This window comes from Alteromonas sp. RW2A1 (assembly GCF_001886475.1).
In the GTDB taxonomy this organism is placed as follows: Bacteria; Pseudomonadota; Gammaproteobacteria; order Enterobacterales; family Alteromonadaceae; genus Alteromonas; species Alteromonas hispanica.
Map to the genome: position 1 here is coordinate 1,857,463 of NZ_CP018031.1, position 19,717 is coordinate 1,877,179.

Genomic DNA, 19,717 nt, shown 5'->3' on the forward strand with positions numbered 1-19,717 from the left:
GTCTGAAATGGAAAAGCTGTCAATTTCTGATTTACATATTATTTTAGTCGAGCCCTCTGATACGCAGAGGAAGATAATCACAACGCTGTTGCTCAAAGAAAGTGTTAAGGAAATTGACCCTGTCAGTACCTTCGGCGAAGCGAAATCTGCTATCCGTGCTCACGGGGCAGATCTGGTAGTAAGCTCAATGTATTTTGAAGACGGAACCGCACTTGATCTTCTCAAGTTTATTAAGGAAAGCGATGAGTTTACATCGATTCCCTTCATGTTGGTATCCAGTGAAAACCGCATGAGCAAACTTGAGGAATTCAAGCAAGCAGGTGTAGCAGCAATACTTCCAAAGCCTTTCGAGCCTCTTCATCTATCACGTGCGCTGAATGCTAGCTTAGACCTCATTAATCACGACGAACTGGATTTAGAACTCTTCGATGTACATGATGTTCGCGTATTGTTGGTGGATGACAGCAAATTAGCACGCAACCACATTCGTCGAGTGCTTGAGGGCATGGGACTAAAACGTATCAAAGAAGCTGAAAATGGTGCGATGGCGCTAACGCTGATAAAAGATGAAGCATTTGATTTAGTAGTTACCGACTACAACATGCCTGAAATGGATGGCCGAGAGCTTTCTGAGTTCATTCGTTTTAACCCAGAAACAACGCATATTCCTATTATCATGGTTACCTCGGAGTCTGCTGACAGCATGCACATGGCAAACATTCAACAAACCGGTGTAAATGCTCTTTGTGATAAACCATTTGAACCCAACGAAGTAAGACAAATGCTTTCTGCGCTGCTAAGCAACTAGGGAACTAAGCAACTAGAGGAGTAGGCAACTAGGGGAGTAGGCAACTAATCAGCTAAAAATACTGGTAGGGGCTAGTGCAGGCTAGTCTAGCTGAATGCTTATTCAGGCAAATGTAAAAAAGCATAGATAAATAAATATCAAGAAATATGAAAATAAAAATAAATACCGGTGTAAAAATCAGTTGACACAATAGTCTATTAGACTTACATTCTGAACCATGAAATCAGATATTCAGCAAGTAGCAGCTTTCTTTTTTGCGTTTATACCCTTTACCTGAGGGAGGCGCTGCTACATGCAAAGAAACCTCCCTCTGGGGAGGTTTTTTTTTATCTTTTGAGAAAGCTTTTTATTAATTTTTACACGGAAATATTATGTCAGACACTGCATTAGATACTGTCAGAAAGCGTATTACTGCGCTAGACAGCGAGTTACTAAACTTGCTGGCTGAGCGAAGAAAACTTACCAACGAGGTAGCTGAAACAAAAATAAAGCACCATATTCCCGTGCGCGATCAGAAACGAGAAGAGCAGCTGCTTGTAAGACTTATAAAAGAAGGGCAGCGAGTAGATTTAGATCCTCACTACGTAACACAAATTTTTCATGTGATTATTGAGGATTCAGTATTAAATCAGCAGGCTATGTTGGCAGAACGTGCTAATCCAGGTAGTTCGCTGCCGCTTAATCGGGTTGCTTTTCTGGGTGATAAAGGGTCTTACTCTTATCTGGCAACTCAAAAATACTTCTCTCGCCGTCCCGGTGAGTTGCTAGAAATTGGCTGCCAAAGCTTCGCTGAAATTATCAATAAAGTAGAGAATACCGAGGCCGACTACGCAGTTCTACCAATTGAAAATACAACATCAGGCAGTATTAACGAGGTTTATGACCAACTTCAGCATACGCAGCTAAGTATTATTGGAGAGCTTACTCACCCTATTCGTCATACGCTACTGGTGGGCGCTGACACCTCTATTGAGAAAGTAAAAACACTTTACGCTCACCCTCAGGTCTTCACACAATGTAGCCACTTTTTAGCGGAATTAGGCAATGTTGAAGTTAAAACCATGGACAGCACTTCTTCTGCTATGCTGACAGTTAGCGAACTAGCTCGTGAAGATGTGGCAGCTATTGGCAGCGAAGCTGGCGGAAACTTATATGGCCTTACTGCAATAAAGAGTAACTTGGCAAACCAAAAAGAAAACCATAGTAGATTTATTGTTGTCGCTAGAAACGCCGTTACCGTTCCTCTGCAAGTTCCCGCTAAAACCACACTTGTTATGTCCACGGTGCAAAAGCCAGGTGCATTGGTAGAAGCGCTTCTGGTGCTTCGAGAAAATAAAATCAATATGACAAAACTGGAGTCTCGTCCAATACCTGGTAACCCGTGGGAAGAAATGTTCTATATCGATGTGGAAGGCAACGTAGAAGATGGCCCTGTTCAAACCGCCTTCGAATCTCTTCGCAGTATAACTCGATATATTAAAGTGCTAGGTTGCTATCCGAGCGAGGAAATAAGCCCAACCAAGGTAGCTGCAGCAAGCGCATTATCCGAGTAGATATAACCTAAGCTATTCTTTAGAAACACCATCTATCAAAAAAGCGAGGTACCAAATGAAGTGCTCACTTCAGGTCCTCGCTTTTTATGTTTGTCACTGCTCAGATAGTTCTGGTACCTGACTAACCGAGCCTCACTTGTCTCTCAATAGCTGTCCATCATCTGCTTTTAATAGTAACTGTTTACTATCTACTAAGCACTTTTTAGCGTAGTCGCCAAACCAACTGCCCACCTTCATAAACTGCTCAACGAAGCCCTTTTTATCACCACTTTCAAGCAACGATAAAGCAAGTCCAAAGCGCTCATAGAAGCGTCTTAGTAGAGCAAAGTTATCGGGGTTGTTGAAGATAATATCTGCATATAACTGAGGTGACTGCGCAAATAATCGTCCAACCATGGCAAGTTCTAAACGGTAAATAGGAGAGCTAAACATAGTCAGCGAGTTTAAATCAGGATCTTCACCTCTTAAATGCTCACCATAGACGAAGGTATTGAAATGCCGCATTACCTGAATGTAAGCCATCGCTTCGTCGTGCTCTTTCGCGGTGGAGTTATGAATGGTTGCGCCCCAAATACGCATCTGCTCTATTAACCATTGATACTGTTCGCTGTACCTGCCTTCACATGCCACTACCACTTGCTTAATCATACCGGGTGCATCTGGCCCAAACATGGGATGCAGCCCCACTACTGGCCCTTTGTGAACGCCCAACATTGCATTTAATGGCATTGCTTTAATACTGGTAATATCTGCCAGTACGCAATCATCGCGCAGCATAGTAAGTTGGTTGATGACAGATTCAGTTAAGTTGATAGGCACGGCCACAATCACTAATGAGGCGGCAGACAGGAGCGTGGATGCTGTTCCATTGTCCCAATCGTCTCTTTCAACCACGTTTACCGTGTATTTACTACGTTGGAATAGACTAACGAACACTCGTCCAAGTGCCCCTTCACCACCAATAACGACAACATTGTCTATATCTGGCTTAACGCAGCGGTACTCATTGTTTTGTGTATGGTAAGACTCGCGCATAACGCGGCGAAGAAGATCTTCAGTAAGATCAGCAGATACCCCGAGAGATTCGGCTTGCTGCCGTCTAGACGCGATTAATTCTTTCTCTCGCTTTGGTACATAAACGGGCATACCGGCTTGCGCCTTAATTTGTCCTACCCGCGTTGTTATTTTGTTGCGTTTCGCTAGCAGCTCGACGAGCTGGGTATCCAGCTCGTCGATGTCTTCACGCAGTGACGCCAATTGCTGTGAAAAATCGGCCATTGTGGTTTATCCTTGAATCAAATGGCACATGCAATCAGCTATGCCACGGTACGCTTATTTTGGCGTAAGGGTAGCACAGTTATCAATTTATCTCTGGTTTGAGAAATAAGGTTTTCAGTACTTTCCCAATCGATACAACCATCGGTAATCGATACGCCGTACTCCAATTCTTCGTACTTTTTACCATCTGCTTTTTGATTACCTGGCTTAAGGTGGCTCTCGAGCATGATGCCAATGATAGACTGATTGCCTTCGAGAATTTGATTTACCACGTTTTGCGCTACAAGCGGCTGACGGCGGTAGTCTTTTGACGAATTCGCGTGACTACAATCAACCACTAAACCAGCAGTTAGGTTGGCTTCCTGCATTTCTAATTCGCATTCAGATACGCATACAGAATCGTAATTGGGCTGTTTGCCACCGCGAAGAATAATGTGTCCATCAGGATTACCGCTGGTACCAATAATACTCACCTGCCCCTGCTTGTTTATACCCATAAAGCGATGACCAGAAGCAGCTGATTTAAGTGCATTAATGGCGATACCTAAGCCACCGTCTGTACCGTTTTTAAAACCTACCGGCATAGAAAGGCCGCTAGCCATTTCGCGGTGAGTTTGAGACTCTGATGTACGCGCTCCAATTGCAGACCAGCTAAAGAGTTCAGCTAGATACTGTGGGCTGATTGGATCCAGAGCTTCTGTCGCCACAGGTAACTCTAACTCGGCTAACCAAATAAGTAGCTCGCGGGCTTTTCGCAAGCCTGTTTCAATATCAAATGTACCGTCGATATGCGGGTCGTTAATGAGTCCCTTCCAGCCTGTTGTGGTACGTGGCTTTTCAAAATATACGCGCATTACAATAAACAGCGTATCTTTACATGACTCGTGAAGTTCTTTTAGCTTAAGTGCATATTCCTTCGCTGCTTCAACATCGTGAATAGAGCACGGACCACAGACTACCAACATACGGTGATCGCGGCGGTGAATGATATCTGAGATAATTTTGCGCGAATCAGAAATTGCAGCTAGTGCTTTATCTGAAACGGGAAGTTCTGCGCTTAAGGCATCGGGGGTGATAAGTACGTCTTCGGCACTTATATGAACATTATTTACAGTGTCCTTGATCATGGAGAGCTCTCTTAACTAGAAAATGGAAAAAATTAAACGCTAAAAGAGTATGCAACCTGCATGTAAACCTTATTGTACAACCAGCTTATTCTATATTTCTTTAACGTCGTTGACTTTTTAACAATTAACCACTAAGGAAGCAAGCAATAACGCATAATACTTTAATCTAGGATATATTCGAGGTGAAGTTTGTCATTCAACGCAGATTAAAACACCCGTTTGTTCACTCTTTCACCAACAGTCAGTATTTTAAAATCTGCCTAATTAGGGTGCCTTTTGCTTTGTAAGATCCTTGAGCACCTATTCCAAGCCTTAAAAACTATCACCGCACAAAACAAGGGCGTGTCGATCTTTGCTGTACATTTTTGCAGCGGTCTGTGAGCTATTTAAACAAGGCGAATGGTTGAAGGTCTAGTGGGCTAAATCGAAACCATTCAACGCAGGGTAAATAGCTCACAGGCGCTGCCCGAAGGGGGCGTTATGGAAGCATTTTACTCTTTGTCGCAGCCCTTTGACTTAGCCCACTAGGCCTACAGGACTGTTTCGCGATTAAAATGCTTCCATTTAGCCCAAAACTCGTACAACAAAGGTCAACACGCCCCAATAATTCACCACTATAAATAAGCTAAATTTTTATCTTTTTGGCTTCGTTATATAGTGGCTACTTTCCATATGCCCAAATAGTCAAATAGCTGTCCAACCAAATATAAAAGAGAACGCCATGCAAACTGTTTCAGTTAGTTTTATAGACAACGTCGCTCTTCTCACAATGAAAAACGGCGAAAACAGACACAACCCCCAATTTGCCAAAGATATGCAGCTAGCGCTTGATAGCATATTAGCAAATAAGGCTTGTAAAGCCCTTGTCATAACTTCTGATGACGAAAAGTGTTTTAGTTTAGGTATCGACACAGACTGGTTAATGCCTGCAATGAAAGCTCATCACTTTGAAGAAGTTAAGCAATTTATGCATAGCATGGACGACGTGTTTAAAACACTTCTCTTGTTTCCTCTTCCGGTGATTGCCGCTATAAACGGACATGCTTTTGGGAATGGAGCTATTTTAGCTTGTGCCTGCGACTTCAGGTTTATGAGAGCCGATAAAGGTTTCTTCTGTTTCCCGGAAGTCGATCTGTCAATTCCATTTTTACCTGGCATGATTGCTTTTGTTAAAAAGGCTGTACCTTATTACCGGTTTAACGAGATGAAACTTTCAGGAAGACGAGTATCGGGCAGTGAACTTGAGCGAGACCATGTCGTTGAGAAAGCCTACAACTCCCTAGATGAGCTTATGGACGGCGCAATTGAATACGCCAAAACCTTCGACAAAAAGCGCTCTATTTTCGGTGAACACAAAAAGCGCCTGCACAAAGACATTATTGAGACAATAGACACTGAGAATCCACCGCTTATCGACTCACTCTCCCTCATGGTCTGAGCCAATCACTTTTTTCGCTCGCGTAAACTCATTGCCAGCGCGAGCGAACGGTTTGTCTTTTAAAAACATACGCTTTTTATGTGTGCGCTTGTGGAAAAGATCTATGTGCCAATTCCAATATACTGAGCCAACTCGCAAGAACACGGTTACAAATAACGAGCCAACGATACACCACGCATAATCGATATCGACGGCAAACAATAGGGCATAGGTTAAACCACCCGCCAAACAAGCGCTTGCATATAGGTCTCCTCGCATAACCAAGGGCACCTCTCGGCATACCACGTCGCGCATTAAGCCTCCGAAAATCCCTGTGGTCAAACCCATAGTTATCGCTACCAACATTCCGGTACCTTCAATCAATGCCTTTTCAATGCCGACAATATTGAAGACAGCCAAGCCAATTGCGTCCATGACGATAAAATAGAAGCTTGCCGGTGAAGGCATGTAACGAATGAAGAGGATAGTTGCTAAAATAGCCAAGTACACAACAAACAAGTAATCTGAGACTACTACCCAGAAAATAGGCTTTCCAAGAAGAAGATCGCGAATAGTTCCGCCACCCACCGCAGTCATCGCACCTACGACCACAATGCCGAAACCGTTGATATTTTTATTATGCCCCATTAGAGCACCGGAAATGGCGAAGAAAGCGACACCTACAATATTTAAAAATAAAAAGTAATCTGAGGTCATTGGAAGCTTGAAGGTTAAAATTATTTAATACTGTACTAATGGATATTGATAGAGATGAAAGATGTAAAAGGATCGAATTACAGCCACAAAAAAACCCGCACAAGGCGGGTTTTTTCGAAGTTAACAATAACGCAAGGATTAGTAATCTTAGTTAAGCTTCTCTTTGATACGTGCAGATTTACCTGAACGCTCACGTAGATAGTAAAGCTTAGCACGACGAACCGCACCGCGACGTTTAACTTCAATAGAAGAGACTTGCGGGCTGTGTGTTTGGAACACACGCTCAACGCCTTCGCCGCTAGAAATCTTACGTACGGTAAAAGACGAGTGCAGACCACGGTTACGCTTAGCGATAACAACACCTTCATAAGCCTGAAGACGCTCTTTGTCACCTTCGGTAACGCGAACTTTAACAATTACTGTGTCACCTGGACCAAACTCAGGTACATCAGTTTTAAGCTGTTCTTGCTCAATTTTTTTGATGATATCTTGACTGACTTTGCTCATCATATCCTCTCGTCCTAGTTAACTGTCATCTCGCTGCAGTTGCGCTTGGAATAATTCTAACAAACGCCGCTGCTCCTCAGTCAGAGCTAGGTGGTTTAACAAATCAGGGCGACGTTGCATTGTTCTACCTAAAGACTGCATCAGTCGCCACTGCCTAATTTTTTCGTGATCACCACTTAAAAGCACTTCGGGTACCTTTTGACCTTCAAGCACTTCTGGCCGCGTATAATGCGGGCAATCCAAAAGGCCATCTGTGAAAGAATCTTCAACTGCTGAGGCTTTGTGGCCTAGCACGCCGGGAACCAATCTAGCAATTGCGTCCATTAAGACCATTGCCGGTAGTTCACCGCCACTTAACACGTAATCGCCGATGGAGACTTCTTCATCTACATGGCTTTCTATTACCCGTTCGTCGATTCCTTCATATCGACCGCAAATTAAAATTGTGCGTTCGATATTGGCTAAGCGCTGCACGCCAGCCTGGTCAAGGGGTTTCCCTTGTGGTGATAAATAGATCACCTTACTGTTGTCACCGCCAACTTTCTTGGCAGCGTGTATTGCGTCAGTGAGCGGTTTTACCATCATCAGCATACCGGGTCCGCCTCCGTAGGGGCGATCGTCTACTGTACGATGGCGGTCATGAGTAAAGTCACGGGGGTTAAAAGTATCAACCGACAACTTACCAGACTTAACAGCTCTTCCTATTACACCCTGCTGGGTGAACGGGGAAAACATGTCTGGAAACAGGCTAATAACTCCAAACCACTTTTCCGGAGTCACTTAAAACCCCGGGTCCCAGTCAACTTTAATGACCTTCGCTTCCTTATCTACCTCTTGTACGACTTCATCGAATACAAAAGGCATAAGTCTTTCTTTTTGACCAAAAGCATCGCCTACATTAGCTTTGACGTGAATGACGTCATTTGCACCTGTGTTAAATACCTCTTTCACCACACCTAAGTCGTAACCTTGCGTTGTTACCACTTTCATGCCGGTGAGCTCACGCCAATAAATACCGTCATCACCCAAATCGGGAAGTTGCGAAGCGTTAATGCAGATATCCAAGTTTTTGATGCTTTCAGCATCGTCTCGATTATCAACACCCTCAATCTTCGCTACTAGGCTTTTACCATGCGTTCGCCACTGGTCAATCGAGCATTTTTTTTCTTCGCCAAGAAACCATGGCGTATAATCAAAAATGCCCTCTGGCTTTTCTGTATAGCTGTTGATTTTGACCCAACCTTTTACACCGTAAGGTGCTCCAATCTTGCCAACAATCACTTTGTCAGACGCTAGACTCATCTATACTCACCAGTTAAAACAGCTTACGCTGCAGATTTTTTCGCTTCTTTTACCAAGCTAGATACGCGATCTGATAAGCTCGCGCCTACGCCAACCCAGTAATCAACACGCTCTAGATCAACGCGAAGACGCTCCGCTTGACCTTGTGCTGTAGGGTTGAAGAAACCGATGTTTTCAATGAAACGACCGTTTCTTGCACGGCTGCTATCAGCAACCACTAGTTGATAAAATGGACGCTTTTTCGCGCCACCACGCTGTAAACGAATAGTAACCATAAATGCCTCAAACTCGTTGTAGCGTTACCGTTAACTTAAGCCTTCTTTCGTGTGCAAAATTTATGCACCTGATAGAAGGCTGGCGAATTATACGGATGTGGAGGGTGAATGCAAGTAGAAATACGGGTTATGTGGTGGGAAAAGTAGTGTGCTACTCCCCCATACTGGCCCCGTTTTCTCCCAACCGATAAATTAATACCGCAGCTTTATGAATGTTCTTTGCAAAAGAAGTCATGTCGGCGATTTCATTCTTAGTATGACCGCCCTCTCCCATTAATCCTAAACCGTCAATGGCCATGTCGACATGATCAGCAGCAAAGGAGATATCTGCAGCCCCAGCATTTCTTGGGTTAACAGGTTCTACAGGGCCATAACCTAAGGACTCACTGACATCACTGTACATTTTCAACAATGCATAGTTTTGCTCAGTTGGCGCCATTGGAGGATACCCTTCTTCAAATGTCAACGTGGCTGAGGTATGCGGTAAGCTTCGTGTCGCTATGTCCTGCATAAGGTTTTTGGCCTTTGTAAGCTCTTCAGGCGTGAGTGTGCGAATTCCTCCTTTTACGGTTACCTCTTTTGCAACCACATTAGTTTTCCCAAAGCCCTGTACTATCGAATTTTCGGGCTGCACAGTAACTTCTGTCCCACCTGCGATAAGCCCTGGGTTGAACGTAATATTTCCCACACCGGCAAGCTCTTCACGAAAAGTATTCAAAATTCGAGCGACTTCGAATATTGCGCCGTACCCAATGGTGTCAGTAAATATTTGTGATGAATGAGCAGGTTTACCGGTTACGTCTAGTTGCCAACCTATTGAGCCGCGACGGGCAACAACAGCTGTTTTAATGTCTCCGTCTGCATCTTCAAAGCCTAACGCAATATCTGCCCATATCGCTGCATCGATAAGCGCTTTTTTCGATAGTGATAAAGGTGAACCGCTGCTTTCCTCATCACCGGTCATCACTACTTTCACACTGACTTTATCTAATAAGTCGAGCTCTTTTAGCGCTTTCAGTGCAGCGATTATAATAACATCACCGCCTTTCATATCTGTAATACCTGGCCCAGCAACGTGGTTATCGTCTATTCGTTTATAGTTTTGAAAGGCATCATCTTTTGCAAATACCGTGTCTAAGTGCCCAATCATAAGTATCTTAGGGCCAGTACTCCCAAAGCTTGCCACCAAATGACCTGCGCGATTAAACTCCTCGCCGTCAACCCACTGTGTTTCGAACCCCATAGCATTAAATTCCGCCTGATAGAGTGCGCCTACCTTTTTCACACCATCAAAATTCATGGTGCCACTATTTATATTGACTGTTTTTTCTAAAAGCGATGCAGAATGCGCTAATGACTTATCGATATGCTGAGTAATTTTTTTCTCAATATCAACAGCTGCCAAACATGATTGGCTTAAAACAAACAGCAGTCCTGTTGCAAGGGCTTGTCTGGCCCAGTTTTTATTCACTGATATCATTTTTTGACGTCCTTAAATCGTTAACTCTCAGGTTCATTTTGATTGTGGTTGTGATTAGCTAGTGTAAGCGGCTCTTTAAACGTAAGCGTTCTGTAAGGGAAAGGTATTTCGATTCCAGCACTGTCTAACGCTCTCTTGATGGCACTTACCACCAAATCTCTACTTTTGTGCATATCGATAGGTCTAGAACTTGCCCACCAGCGAACGGTAAAATCAAGGGAGGAAGAATTGAACTCACGAGCATAAACCTCTATACCTCGCTGATGATTTATCTCCTGTATATCCTCTAAAGCACTCACTATTACCGAGCGCGCTTTATCTACATCTTCACCATAAGCAACGCCTACAACAATGTCGAAGCGGCGAAAAGACAGATCGGTGAGTACATGTACTGGTTGCTTAAATAGAAAACTATTTGGAACAATAACTAGTTGATCATCTGTTTTACGGAGGTAGGTTTCTCTCACCGTAATTTTTTCTACGCGACCGCTTATATTCTCGCATTCAACAAAATCGCCAATACGCATAGGCTTGCGCAACATAATGAGAATGCCGGCAAAGAAATTTTCAAAAATGTCTTTAAACGCTAGGCCTACCGCAACCGACCCCAAACCTAATACGGTAAGAAGCTTTGCCGGAGTCAGACTGGGAAAAATGATGGTAACAGCGACTAAAACGCCCACTGTCCATACTGTCACCTTAATCAAACTGACAAAAAGCTCATGCAGAGAACGTCTTATTTTAGAGTTTTTCAACGAGCGGTTTAAAAGGCTCGTTAACGTAGCCGACATCCCCCACGTTATCAAGAGAACAATGAAGGCAATGGCTAGTAAAGGCAGCAACTCGATAAACCCTACCCACATGCTTTGGACCTTCTGAACTAGTGGCTCTATAAAATTCACTGGTAGGCTCCATGAGTTAAGCAATCTTGAACTAATAAAGTATTAGACAAAAAATAATGCACTACAAAAATAGTAAAAGACGCAATGCTCGTTGACATATCACGTCTTATTTCATTATTAGCACAAACTAACCGTTTTCCACACCCTTCAATTTCAACACGGTGTTGCAGCAAAAAGCACTCTTTCTTATTCATTGGCCATCATTATATGGTCGTTACTAATATGGTCGTAATTAACGCCCCCAATGTAATCACCATGTTATTCATAAAAATTCCATCTAACTGATTTACAGCAAGTGTAGTCGCAAGGTCGCTCCATCTATGTTCAATACAACGTATACTCTTATGCGTGGCTGATGCTTTCCCCAGCCTCTCTTTACACTAATAATTTTCTACGAGGTTATCTTGACCACACCATTAAACGATGTGTCGACTCAACAAGTTCTTCATTGGATTGGTTCGCATTTAGGTCAGTATAAAAAGCGTGTTGCTGGGGCTATTGTCGCCCTTTTAACCGCAGCTATAGCTTGGTTGATGTTAGGCCAAGGGATAAAATACGCAATTGATAACGGATTTGTAAACAGTGCATCCGAAACGCTGAACAAAGCCACGCTGGTTGTTTTAGGAATTACTCTTATCGCCTGTATTGCAACTTACGCTAGGTTTTACTTAATGACATGGTTAGGCGAAAGAGTTAGTGCAGATATTAGAAACCAGGTTTATTCACACTTGTTATCTCTTCCACCTTCTTTCTTTGCTGAACTGAGAACCGGCGAAGTTATTTCTCGTTTCACCAGCGACACAACTGTTATTCAAACCGTAGTGGGTATGAGTTTATCAATGACCTTGCGCTCGGTAGTTACCTTCACGGGAGCGCTTATTCTCATGGGCATCTCTAGCCCATTACTTACTTTGTGTGTCATTGTGGCCGTACCGGCGGTTCTCGTACCAATAAAAGTATTGGCGCCTCAAGTAAGAAAGTTCGCCAAGATTAGCCAAGACAAGGTGGCCGACCTGGGGTCTCATATTGATGAGAGCTTACATGAAATCATGACGGTTCAGGCCTATACGGCAGAGCATAAAGAACGCACTCAATTTTCATCTCGCGTAGAAGCCGCTATGGATGCAGCAAAACGCCGCATCCACTACCGCTCTTTGCTCATTGGTTGCATTATGTGCTTCAGTATGACCGCAATTATTTTTATCGCTTGGGTAGGTGCTCGCCAAGTTTTGCAAGGAGAGATGACTGTAGGCGAGCTATCTGCTTTCTTATTTTATGCTGTAATGGCGGGAGGCAGCGTTGCTACAATTAGTGAAGTTATTGGTGAGGTGCAGCGAGGCGTTGGCGCTAGCGAACGCTTGTATCAGCTCGTGCAAACTGAGTCGGATCTTAAATTAGCGCCCTCTAGCAATAACGAGGGTGATAACGATAGCAGTTCTGTTACATCATTTTCAGACGCATCACCTTCTGTCGATATTAAACACCTTTGTTTTCACTACCCAAACAGTAAGCCGCTTTTTACTGAACTTAATCTCAACATTCGCGCTGGAGAAAAGCTTGCTTTGGTTGGGCCAAGTGGTGCAGGCAAAACAACGCTGTTTCAACTCCTTATGCGCTTTTACGACCCTTCATCTGGCAGCATTGAATTTGATGGTACAAACATCAGTAAAGTGTCTCTTACTGCGTTACGTCAACAAATTGCCGTAGTAACGCAAGAGCCTGTGGTATTTGCTAGCTCGGTAATGGACAACATTCGCTATGGAAAACCGAGTGCGTCAGATGATGAAGTAATGAATGCAGCTAAACTTGCGTTCGCACACGAGTTTATTGATGCATTAGATAATCGTTACCAAACCCAACTTGGTGAGCGAGGTATTAAGCTATCTGGCGGCCAAAAACAACGTATCGCCATTGCTCGGGCCATTTTGGCTGACCGGCCCATTTTATTGCTCGACGAAGCTACCAGTGCTCTCGATGCAATGAGCGAGCGAATGGTTCAACAGGCTATCAATCGACTGATGGAAGGTAAGACGAGTATTGTTATTGCGCACAGATTAGCAACTGTTCAGCACGCAGACCGTATTATTGTAATGGATAAAGGGCAAATAGTGGCAACAGGGGATCATGCCTCTTTGATGAAAAGCGATACCTTGTATAGGGAATACGCTGAACTGCAATTGCTTAGCTGAACCTCCTATGATGCCATACGGTATAAATTCGCACTAGCCGAAAGTCTAATAAATAGACGCTAAATTAAAATTATAACGGGTCAACAATGAACAAAGCAGTGGTTCGAACGATGAAGACGTGGACACGTCTTTTAGCATTATTTTTATTTGTGCCATTAGCACACGGGCAATTTATGGGTGACCGCCAAGCGAAATTGGTGGTCACTAAACCTATCGAGTTTATGAATGAGACAAGAAATGTTGAGGCTGTAGGCAGTGCCGAAGCAGTTCAGTCAATTATTCTTTACTCGGCTGTGGCAGATGAAGTCACTGAGGTTAATTTTGTTCCCGGGCAAGCGGTAGAAAAAGGAAAAGTGCTTGTTCGACTGGATGACCGAAGACAGAAAACCGCACTTAAGCGAGCAGAGTTAACACTCTCTGACGCACAGCGAACCGTTGAACGCTTAGAAGCAAGTTATAAGCAGGGCGCTGTACCTGTTAACGAATTAGATTTAGCAAAAACCCAACGTGACTTAGCTGAAGTCGCGCTTGAAGATGCAAAAACAGATTTAGAAGATAGATACATTGTCGCTCCATTTGACGGTGTCGTAGGCTTTACAGATGTAGAAGTGGGCGATCGAATTAATGAACAGACCATGATTACGACACTGGATAATAGAAGCAAACTCTTTGTTAATTTTAAGGCTCCAGAGGCCGCCCTCCCCGTATTGCTCAACTCACCTGATGTCACACTGGAACCATGGAGTGACAGGGAAACCCTGGTCAACGCGGAAATAGCGCAAGTAGACTCACGCATTAACGAAGCCGACCGCACGTTACGTGCAAGAGCTCTTTTAGATAACCGCTCTGACCAATTCAGACCTGGCATGAGCTTTAGAGTGAACTTAACCATTGAAGGCGATAGGTATGCAGCTATCCCTGAGTCGGCGTTATTATGGGGCGCTACCGGTGCGTACATTTGGTTAGCGGTTGATGGCAAAGCGCAAAAGTTAGACGTAAGTGTTCACCAACGCCTTAGAGGCACCATTTTAGTATCTGGCGATATCACTGTGGGTGATACCTTAATATCTGAAGGCGTACAGCGCCTGCGCACTGGACAGTCTATTACGACTGAAATTGCTGGGGGACCTAGAGGTGAGTGATAAACAACTCTCGTCCCACGCCAACGACCTTCCCTCGCTATCAATCAGACGCCCTGTTCTCATTGTTGTCCTTAACTTACTGATTGCTATTGCAGGTCTCGCTGCCTTAAGCGGTTTGGAAGTTCGTGAGTTGCCCGATGTTGACACGCCTCGCGTTACTGTAACTGCCAACTTCCCCGGTGCATCGCCAGAAACGGTTGATGCTGAAGTAACAAGCCGTCTTGAGGGCGCTGTAGCCCGTGTGAGCGGCGTAAAAAACATTTCTGCTCAAAGTGAGGAAAATTCTGCGCGCATCCGCGTCGAATTTCGCCCTGGCGTTAATTTAGAGGATGCTGCCAACGAAACTCGTGAATCGGTAAGTCGGGTGCAGCGCCAACTTCCTGAAGATGTTGAACAGGTTGCTATTATTCGCGCAGATAACGATGCGCAAGCGGTAGTAAGTTTAGCCATTTCAAGCAAAACGCTGGACATGGAAACGCTAACCGAACGCGTGGATACCGACGTTGCGCCTCTGTTTCTTAGTATTCCGGGAGTTGCTGATGTTAGTTTAAGAGGCGATCGCGAACGGGTGCTTCGAGTATCGGTCGATCCACTGCGTTTAACTAGCTTCGGGTTGTCGATGAGCGACGTTGCCGATGCTCTTGCGTTAGCACCCTTTGACGTTCCCGCGGGCAGTATTCAATCTGCTGAACAAGCGCTAATAGTGCGCGCTGATGCCACCTCAGTATCGGCGCAAGATGTTGGTGATATTGTTATTTCTGGCGATATACGGGTGAATGATGTGGCAAGCGTTTACTTCGGGCCTGCTGACTCCACCAGCATGGTGCGCCTTGATGGCATGCCTGTTATCGGCTTAGGAATTATTCGTCAAGCTAGCTCAAATACTATCGAAATATCCGATGAAGTGCTTGCCATGGTTGAGGACTTAGACAAACGATTTACCGATATGGATATCGTTGTAACCGCAGATGACGCGGAATTTATTCGCGACTCGGTTAAAGAAGTGGTTATTTCACTCAGCCTCACCGTAGCCCTTGTTATTGTAACCCTTCTGGTATTTATCGGTTCATGGCGGGCTACGCTTGTCCCTGCCCTATCCATTCCAGTGTCTTTAGCAGGCGCGCTAGCAATCATCTGGGCAATGGGTTTTTCAATTAATATTCTCACGCTCCTTGCGCTTGTATTGGCAACGGGCATGATTGTTGATGACGCTATTGTAGTGTCAGAAAATATTCAGCGCCGCCGCAGTATGGGGCTTGGTGCTCGCGCCGCTGCTGTTGTTGGCACCAGAGAAGTATTTTTCGCTGTTGTCGCCACCACAGCTGTGCTTGCCTCGGTGTTTATCCCCATAGCATTTTTACCCTCAACAGCGGGTAAATTATTCAGGGAATTTGGTGGCGTTTTAGCCGGTGCCGTTATTATTTCCTCTTTTGTCGCCCTTTCACTAGTACCTGCACTTACTGCACGCTTAGCGATTAAAAAACCAAATGCAGATGGAAAAAGCTTTTTTAGCGCTACCTTTGGTCGATTCGGCAACGCCTGTTTGTCTTTGTATCAAAAGTCACTATTGAAAGCGTTAAAGTACGGCTGGGTAGTGGGTGTATTAAGCCTAGCCGCTGGCGGAGGGGCATATATTTTGTCTGGAAATATAGACAATGAACTACTGCCAAGTGAAGACCGCGGCACCATCCGCATCTTTGCAAGAGGACCAGATGGCGCGGGCCTTAACTTTATGGATAGACAAGCCCAGAAAATGGAAGAGATGCTTCTTCCCTATGTGGAAAAAGGCACTATCGATTCTATGTACACAGTGGTGGGGCAATGGGACCCAAATATCGTCTTTATTACCGCCCCACTAAAGCATTGGGACGAGCGCGATATGTCGTTACAAGACGTAGTTAATGAAATTCGTCCAGGGCTTCAAGCAATTCCCGGCGCACCCGGTAACGCTTTTGGTGGAAACAGCCTTAATCTTCGCGGACAAGGCGGCGGCCTGGAGATGGCTCTTACCGGTGACACCTATGAAAATATCTACAAAGCTGCTCAAGCGTTTGCCAGCGAGATTGAAACGAAACTACCAGATTTAGGCCGCCCTAGAGTAAGTTACGATCCCACTCAGCCGCAGCTTCGTGTCAATATTGACAGACGCAGGGCTGAGGAGCTTGGTGTTCCGCTAAATGATATCTCTAGTGCATTACGCGCAGCGGTGAATGGCGATGATATTGCTGATTTAAACGTGGGCGACCAATCTATACCGATTATGCTTCAAACCAGCACGCGCAATACGATGGCGCCTTCTGACTTAACAAGCCTTTATGTTAAAAGCATTGATGGCAACCTGGTACCGTTATCAAGCGTAGCCTACATCAGTGAAGAAGGAGTGGCTGCCGAACTAGAGAGGCAAGCTCAACGCCGCGCTATTGAGCTTGAGGTAGAGCTTCCTGAAGATAAAGCCCTTAGCGAGGTTGTTGACCAAATTCGCGCCATTTCACAAGACACGCTGCCAGACGGTATTGGACTAATCTTCCTAGGTGAAGCACAGACCTTTGAGGAAACTTCTAAACAAGTTGCTCTCACCTATGTACTAGCGTTTGTGATTGTATTACTCGTACTTGCTGCGCAATTTGAAAGTGTTAACAGTGCCATAGTGGTTATGCTTACCGTTCCCTTTGGTATTGCCGCCGCAGTCTATGCTTTGTTTTTAACCAACACGTCCATCAACGTTTACTCACAGATTGGACTGGTAATGCTTATTGGACTGTTGGCGAAAAACGCTATTTTACTTATCGAGTTCGCTGACCAACTACGAGACAAAGGCTATTCTGTTTACGACGCTATTGTTGAAGCAGGCAGCGTGCGTTTAAGACCAATTATGATGACCCTTGTATCTACCATTTTGGGTGGGCTACCGCTTATTCTTTCCACTGGCGCGGGTGCAGAGGCACGAAATGCGATTGGTTGGGTAGTGTTTGGCGGCTTAGGCATTGCAGTTGTGTTCACGCTATATCTTACCCCTGTGCTGTATCTTGCCCTGGCTCGATTTACCAAACCGAGAGCTGATGAAAGCGACAGGTTAGAAAGAGAAATGGAAGAAGCGCAAACACAATCTTAAATACCTTTACAGCATGCGCCTGCATCAGCCTATACTAGCTCGGGCGCATGTTTTTAGTAGTGTTTAAGTTGATTGACCGCTAGGGCGCAGCGCAAAACTCATCGGATGGAGCGGAGTTCGTTAGCGCTAAAATGTTATCTATCATGACATCAAAGTAGGGGGTGTAGGTCAAACGAGCGTAAACACGATCACTCTTAGCATTTTCATCGCTATATCCCCAAGGCCCGAACCAGACATCTTCCCCTGCACGGCATCTTGCTTCTAGCTCGCTGTCCTGGCCGTTATCGCAAATTCGAATACTGCGACTTTGGTGTGCTTTATTTCCCTCTAATCGACCGTATAAATCATTAGATTCTGAGAAAAGTGCACTCATATGTGACGCTGCACTAATTCTCTTTTCAGGCAGATTCATAGACTGAATCACAACATGAGGCGGGTTATTTGTGTTAACTATGCTGGCCGCAACGGGCAACTTTTCGCCTTGCCAAAGCATGCATTTCTTGGGATGAGTAAAGTTTTCGTAAAAGCGACTTGCAACGTGCTCGGTATCAACAACGCTGTCTTTTTCAGCAACCATCATTAACACCGGTATATTCAGTGTCGATGCTTCATTGTCGTTAGTATCAAAACGGCGCTGAAGCTCGTTAACACTTTCTTGATATGCGGCAAAACCGGGCATAGCTGTAGAGTTATAACGACTCGGGTTGTCTTCATCTTCAACGTTCGGCCAAGGATAAAGTGAGTCTATGTAAGGCGCTAATTGAGACACAAAAAAGCGAGATTTAAACGCTGGGGAGAAATGCACCATTCCTTTTATATCGTCTCTTCCGAAAGCACTAATTGTCGTGAGATTCGCCCCTGTAGAAAAACCGCCCACAAAAAGCTGTTCAACGGTTTCAGCAAACTGATTAAGTTGAAAGTCGGTCTCTGTTTGCCACTGTTCATAACTTACGTTAAGCATGTCTCCTGGTTTAGATCCATGGCCGGGTAACAGTATGACACGCACTCTCAGTCCACTGTCACACAAGGTGTTAGCAACCTCTTTAAAGAAATAGGGAGAGTCGCCTAAACCGTGAACAAGGAATAAACCTTTTTTGCTTATGGATGAACCACACTCAAACGGCATGTTCATGGCTAATTCCGCACCTTCATCTTCACTAATAAAGTCTCGATTGTTGCGAAGGTAGCTTCCCACTTGCGCTAAATAATCATCAAAAGGCGCTACCTGTGTGGGGAAAGGCTGCTCACTTGCTTCAAATCTGGCGTCATCAAAAGAGTGGCAGCTAATAATTAGTGGAGTAAGTAGAAGGGCGACAGACCACCGCCCTGATTTGTTGTTGTCTAAAAGCTGGGACATAAAAACCAATGGTTGGAAAGTTATTGGACCGCAGCAGCACCACTTACTAGAGCTTTGGCAAGAACTTTGTGGGTAAGCAGCGAAAGCAGCTCTGTTTCAGCCTCACTTCGTTCACCGTCGACGCCAGTTATAGCCATAGCGACTTCTAAGGTCTTTTCTGCATCGTATGTTAAATCTTGCTGAAGGCTACGCAAGTAAGGAAGCGCGTCTCCGGTGTCAATAGCTTTGCGGGTTTGATAAATCGTATCGTTGATGAATGCTTCTGGGCAAATTGGACTTTCCCAATCAAGCTTTTCGACTATCTCATTGAGATAGTCTTGCTCTGAGAGCGTCACCACACCATCGACTTGATACAATAATACCGATAGTTTGATAAGGGCTTGGTTAAAACTTTGTTGTTCTGATAATTGCATAACTTCTTCCTCTTCGTACTGTACGCACCAGCACCACAACTTTCCTACATCCTGTAGGAATTCTTGAAACACTACTCAAAAAGTCTGAATGAGCCGCAGGCTGTCATCATGGTGTGTACTATACACTTACCCCATGAC

The 19,717-nt window shown here is 44.6% G+C and carries 17 protein-coding genes; 6 read left to right on the top strand and 11 right to left on the bottom strand.

The features are described 5' to 3' along the window. Nucleotides 1-7: 7 nt before the first annotated feature. Complete coding sequence (locus BM528_RS08385) at nt 8-808, top strand: response regulator (protein WP_071979494.1); 801 nt, start codon at nt 8-10, stop codon at nt 806-808. 371 nt (nt 809-1,179) lie between these two features. Continuing rightward, nucleotides 1,180-2,361, top strand: a complete 1,182-nt coding sequence (pheA, locus tag BM528_RS08390) for a prephenate dehydratase (protein ID WP_071979495.1) — start codon at nt 1,180-1,182, stop codon at nt 2,359-2,361. A 132-nt stretch (nt 2,362-2,493) separates the two neighbouring features. Here the strand turns inward: pheA and tyrA are convergent, their stop codons facing one another. Continuing rightward, nucleotides 2,494-3,639: a bifunctional chorismate mutase/prephenate dehydrogenase gene (gene tyrA / locus BM528_RS08395; RefSeq protein ID WP_071979496.1), complete on the bottom strand. Its 1,146-nt coding sequence runs from the start codon at nt 3,637-3,639 to the stop codon at nt 2,494-2,496. Nucleotides 3,640-3,677: 38 nt separating this feature from the next. After that, a complete protein-coding gene (locus BM528_RS08400) occupies nt 3,678-4,766 on the bottom strand; it encodes a 3-deoxy-7-phosphoheptulonate synthase (protein ID WP_071979497.1) in 1,089 nt (362 codons plus the stop codon). A 721-nt stretch (nt 4,767-5,487) separates the two neighbouring features. Between BM528_RS08400 and BM528_RS08405 the strand changes: the two genes are divergently transcribed. Next, nucleotides 5,488-6,204, top strand: coding sequence for an enoyl-CoA hydratase/isomerase family protein (locus tag BM528_RS08405; RefSeq protein WP_071979498.1), 717 nt, complete (start codon nt 5,488-5,490; stop codon nt 6,202-6,204). Here the strand turns inward: BM528_RS08405 and BM528_RS08410 are convergent. From BM528_RS08410 to BM528_RS08440, 7 genes are all read right to left on the bottom strand, one after another. Next, a complete protein-coding gene (locus BM528_RS08410) occupies nt 6,184-6,900 on the bottom strand; it encodes a trimeric intracellular cation channel family protein (protein ID WP_083595237.1) in 717 nt (238 codons plus the stop codon). The genes BM528_RS08405 and BM528_RS08410 overlap by 21 nt on opposite strands. Before the next feature lie 147 nt (nt 6,901-7,047). Then, nucleotides 7,048-7,407, bottom strand: coding sequence for a 50S ribosomal protein L19 (rplS, locus tag BM528_RS08415; RefSeq protein ID WP_071981231.1), 360 nt, complete (start codon nt 7,405-7,407; stop codon nt 7,048-7,050). A gap of 18 nt (nt 7,408-7,425) precedes the next feature. Then, the gene (trmD, locus tag BM528_RS08420; protein ID WP_203565646.1) at nt 7,426-8,142 is read right to left on the bottom strand and encodes a tRNA (guanosine(37)-N1)-methyltransferase TrmD; all 717 of its coding nucleotides are present in this window, start codon (nt 8,140-8,142) and stop codon (nt 7,426-7,428) included. 45 nt (nt 8,143-8,187) lie between these two features. Next, nucleotides 8,188-8,709 carry a ribosome maturation factor RimM gene (rimM, locus tag BM528_RS08425; RefSeq protein ID WP_071979500.1) on the bottom strand — a complete coding sequence of 174 codons (522 nt, stop codon included), beginning with the start codon at nt 8,707-8,709 and terminating at the stop codon, nt 8,188-8,190. Nucleotides 8,710-8,732: 23 nt separating this feature from the next. Further along, a complete protein-coding gene (gene rpsP / locus BM528_RS08430; protein ID WP_015066663.1) occupies nt 8,733-8,984 on the bottom strand; it encodes a 30S ribosomal protein S16 in 252 nt (83 codons plus the stop codon). A 151-nt stretch (nt 8,985-9,135) separates the two neighbouring features. Further along, a complete protein-coding gene (locus tag BM528_RS08435; protein ID WP_071979501.1) occupies nt 9,136-10,464 on the bottom strand; it encodes a M20/M25/M40 family metallo-hydrolase in 1,329 nt (442 codons plus the stop codon). A gap of 20 nt (nt 10,465-10,484) precedes the next feature. Then, entirely contained in the window at nt 10,485-11,366 is an 882-nt protein-coding gene (locus BM528_RS08440; protein ID WP_232230612.1) for a mechanosensitive ion channel family protein, read from the bottom strand. A 404-nt stretch (nt 11,367-11,770) separates the two neighbouring features. On the opposite strand from BM528_RS08440, the gene BM528_RS08445 reads away from it, so the two are divergent. The 3 genes from BM528_RS08445 to BM528_RS08455 all read left to right on the top strand — a co-directional run bounded on the left by BM528_RS08445 (nt 11,771) and on the right by BM528_RS08455 (nt 17,809). Further along, nucleotides 11,771-13,555, top strand: a complete 1,785-nt coding sequence (locus BM528_RS08445) for an ABC transporter transmembrane domain-containing protein (protein WP_083595238.1) — start codon at nt 11,771-11,773, stop codon at nt 13,553-13,555. A gap of 86 nt (nt 13,556-13,641) precedes the next feature. Continuing rightward, nucleotides 13,642-14,697 (top strand): efflux RND transporter periplasmic adaptor subunit, encoded by a 1,056-nt coding sequence (locus BM528_RS08450; RefSeq protein ID WP_071979503.1) that lies wholly within the window; start codon nt 13,642-13,644, stop codon nt 14,695-14,697. Further along, nucleotides 14,690-17,809, top strand: a complete 3,120-nt coding sequence (locus BM528_RS08455; protein ID WP_071979504.1) for an efflux RND transporter permease subunit — start codon at nt 14,690-14,692, stop codon at nt 17,807-17,809. Before BM528_RS08450 ends, BM528_RS08455 begins: the two co-directional genes overlap by 8 nt. A 79-nt stretch (nt 17,810-17,888) precedes the next feature. Here BM528_RS08455 and BM528_RS08460 read toward each other — a convergent pair whose 3' ends face one another. Together BM528_RS08460 and BM528_RS08465 are read right to left on the bottom strand one after the other, a co-directional pair. Next, complete coding sequence (locus tag BM528_RS08460; RefSeq protein WP_083595239.1) at nt 17,889-19,166, bottom strand: alpha/beta hydrolase; 1,278 nt, start codon at nt 19,164-19,166, stop codon at nt 17,889-17,891. A gap of 20 nt (nt 19,167-19,186) precedes the next feature. Next, nucleotides 19,187-19,579, bottom strand: coding sequence for a tellurite resistance TerB family protein (locus BM528_RS08465; protein WP_071979505.1), 393 nt, complete (start codon nt 19,577-19,579; stop codon nt 19,187-19,189). Nucleotides 19,580-19,717: the final 138 nt, after the last annotated feature.

What these genes read in the sequence shown, in the direction of transcription:
- BM528_RS08385 (WP_071979494.1), top strand. Translation starts at nt 8, where the DNA reads ATGGAAAAGCTGTCAATTTCTGATTTACATATTATTTTAGTCGAGCCC.
- pheA (WP_071979495.1), top strand. Translation starts at nt 1,180, where the DNA reads ATGTCAGACACTGCATTAGATACTGTCAGAAAGCGTATTACTGCGCTA.
- tyrA (WP_071979496.1), bottom strand. Translation starts at nt 3,639, where the DNA reads ATGGCCGATTTTTCACAGCAATTGGCGTCACTGCGTGAAGACATCGAC.
- BM528_RS08400 (WP_071979497.1), bottom strand. Translation starts at nt 4,766, where the DNA reads ATGATCAAGGACACTGTAAATAATGTTCATATAAGTGCCGAAGACGTA.
- BM528_RS08405 (WP_071979498.1), top strand. Translation starts at nt 5,488, where the DNA reads ATGCAAACTGTTTCAGTTAGTTTTATAGACAACGTCGCTCTTCTCACA.
- BM528_RS08410 (WP_083595237.1), bottom strand. Translation starts at nt 6,900, where the DNA reads ATGACCTCAGATTACTTTTTATTTTTAAATATTGTAGGTGTCGCTTTC.
- rplS (WP_071981231.1), bottom strand. Translation starts at nt 7,407, where the DNA reads ATGAGCAAAGTCAGTCAAGATATCATCAAAAAAATTGAGCAAGAACAG.
- trmD (WP_203565646.1), bottom strand. Translation starts at nt 8,142, where the DNA reads ATGTTTTCCCCGTTCACCCAGCAGGGTGTAATAGGAAGAGCTGTTAAG.
- rimM (WP_071979500.1), bottom strand. Translation starts at nt 8,709, where the DNA reads ATGAGTCTAGCGTCTGACAAAGTGATTGTTGGCAAGATTGGAGCACCT.
- rpsP (WP_015066663.1), bottom strand. Translation starts at nt 8,984, where the DNA reads ATGGTTACTATTCGTTTACAGCGTGGTGGCGCGAAAAAGCGTCCATTT.
- BM528_RS08435 (WP_071979501.1), bottom strand. Translation starts at nt 10,464, where the DNA reads ATGATATCAGTGAATAAAAACTGGGCCAGACAAGCCCTTGCAACAGGA.
- BM528_RS08450 (WP_071979503.1), top strand. Translation starts at nt 13,642, where the DNA reads ATGAACAAAGCAGTGGTTCGAACGATGAAGACGTGGACACGTCTTTTA.
- BM528_RS08460 (WP_083595239.1), bottom strand. Translation starts at nt 19,166, where the DNA reads ATGTCCCAGCTTTTAGACAACAACAAATCAGGGCGGTGGTCTGTCGCC.
- BM528_RS08465 (WP_071979505.1), bottom strand. Translation starts at nt 19,579, where the DNA reads ATGCAATTATCAGAACAACAAAGTTTTAACCAAGCCCTTATCAAACTA.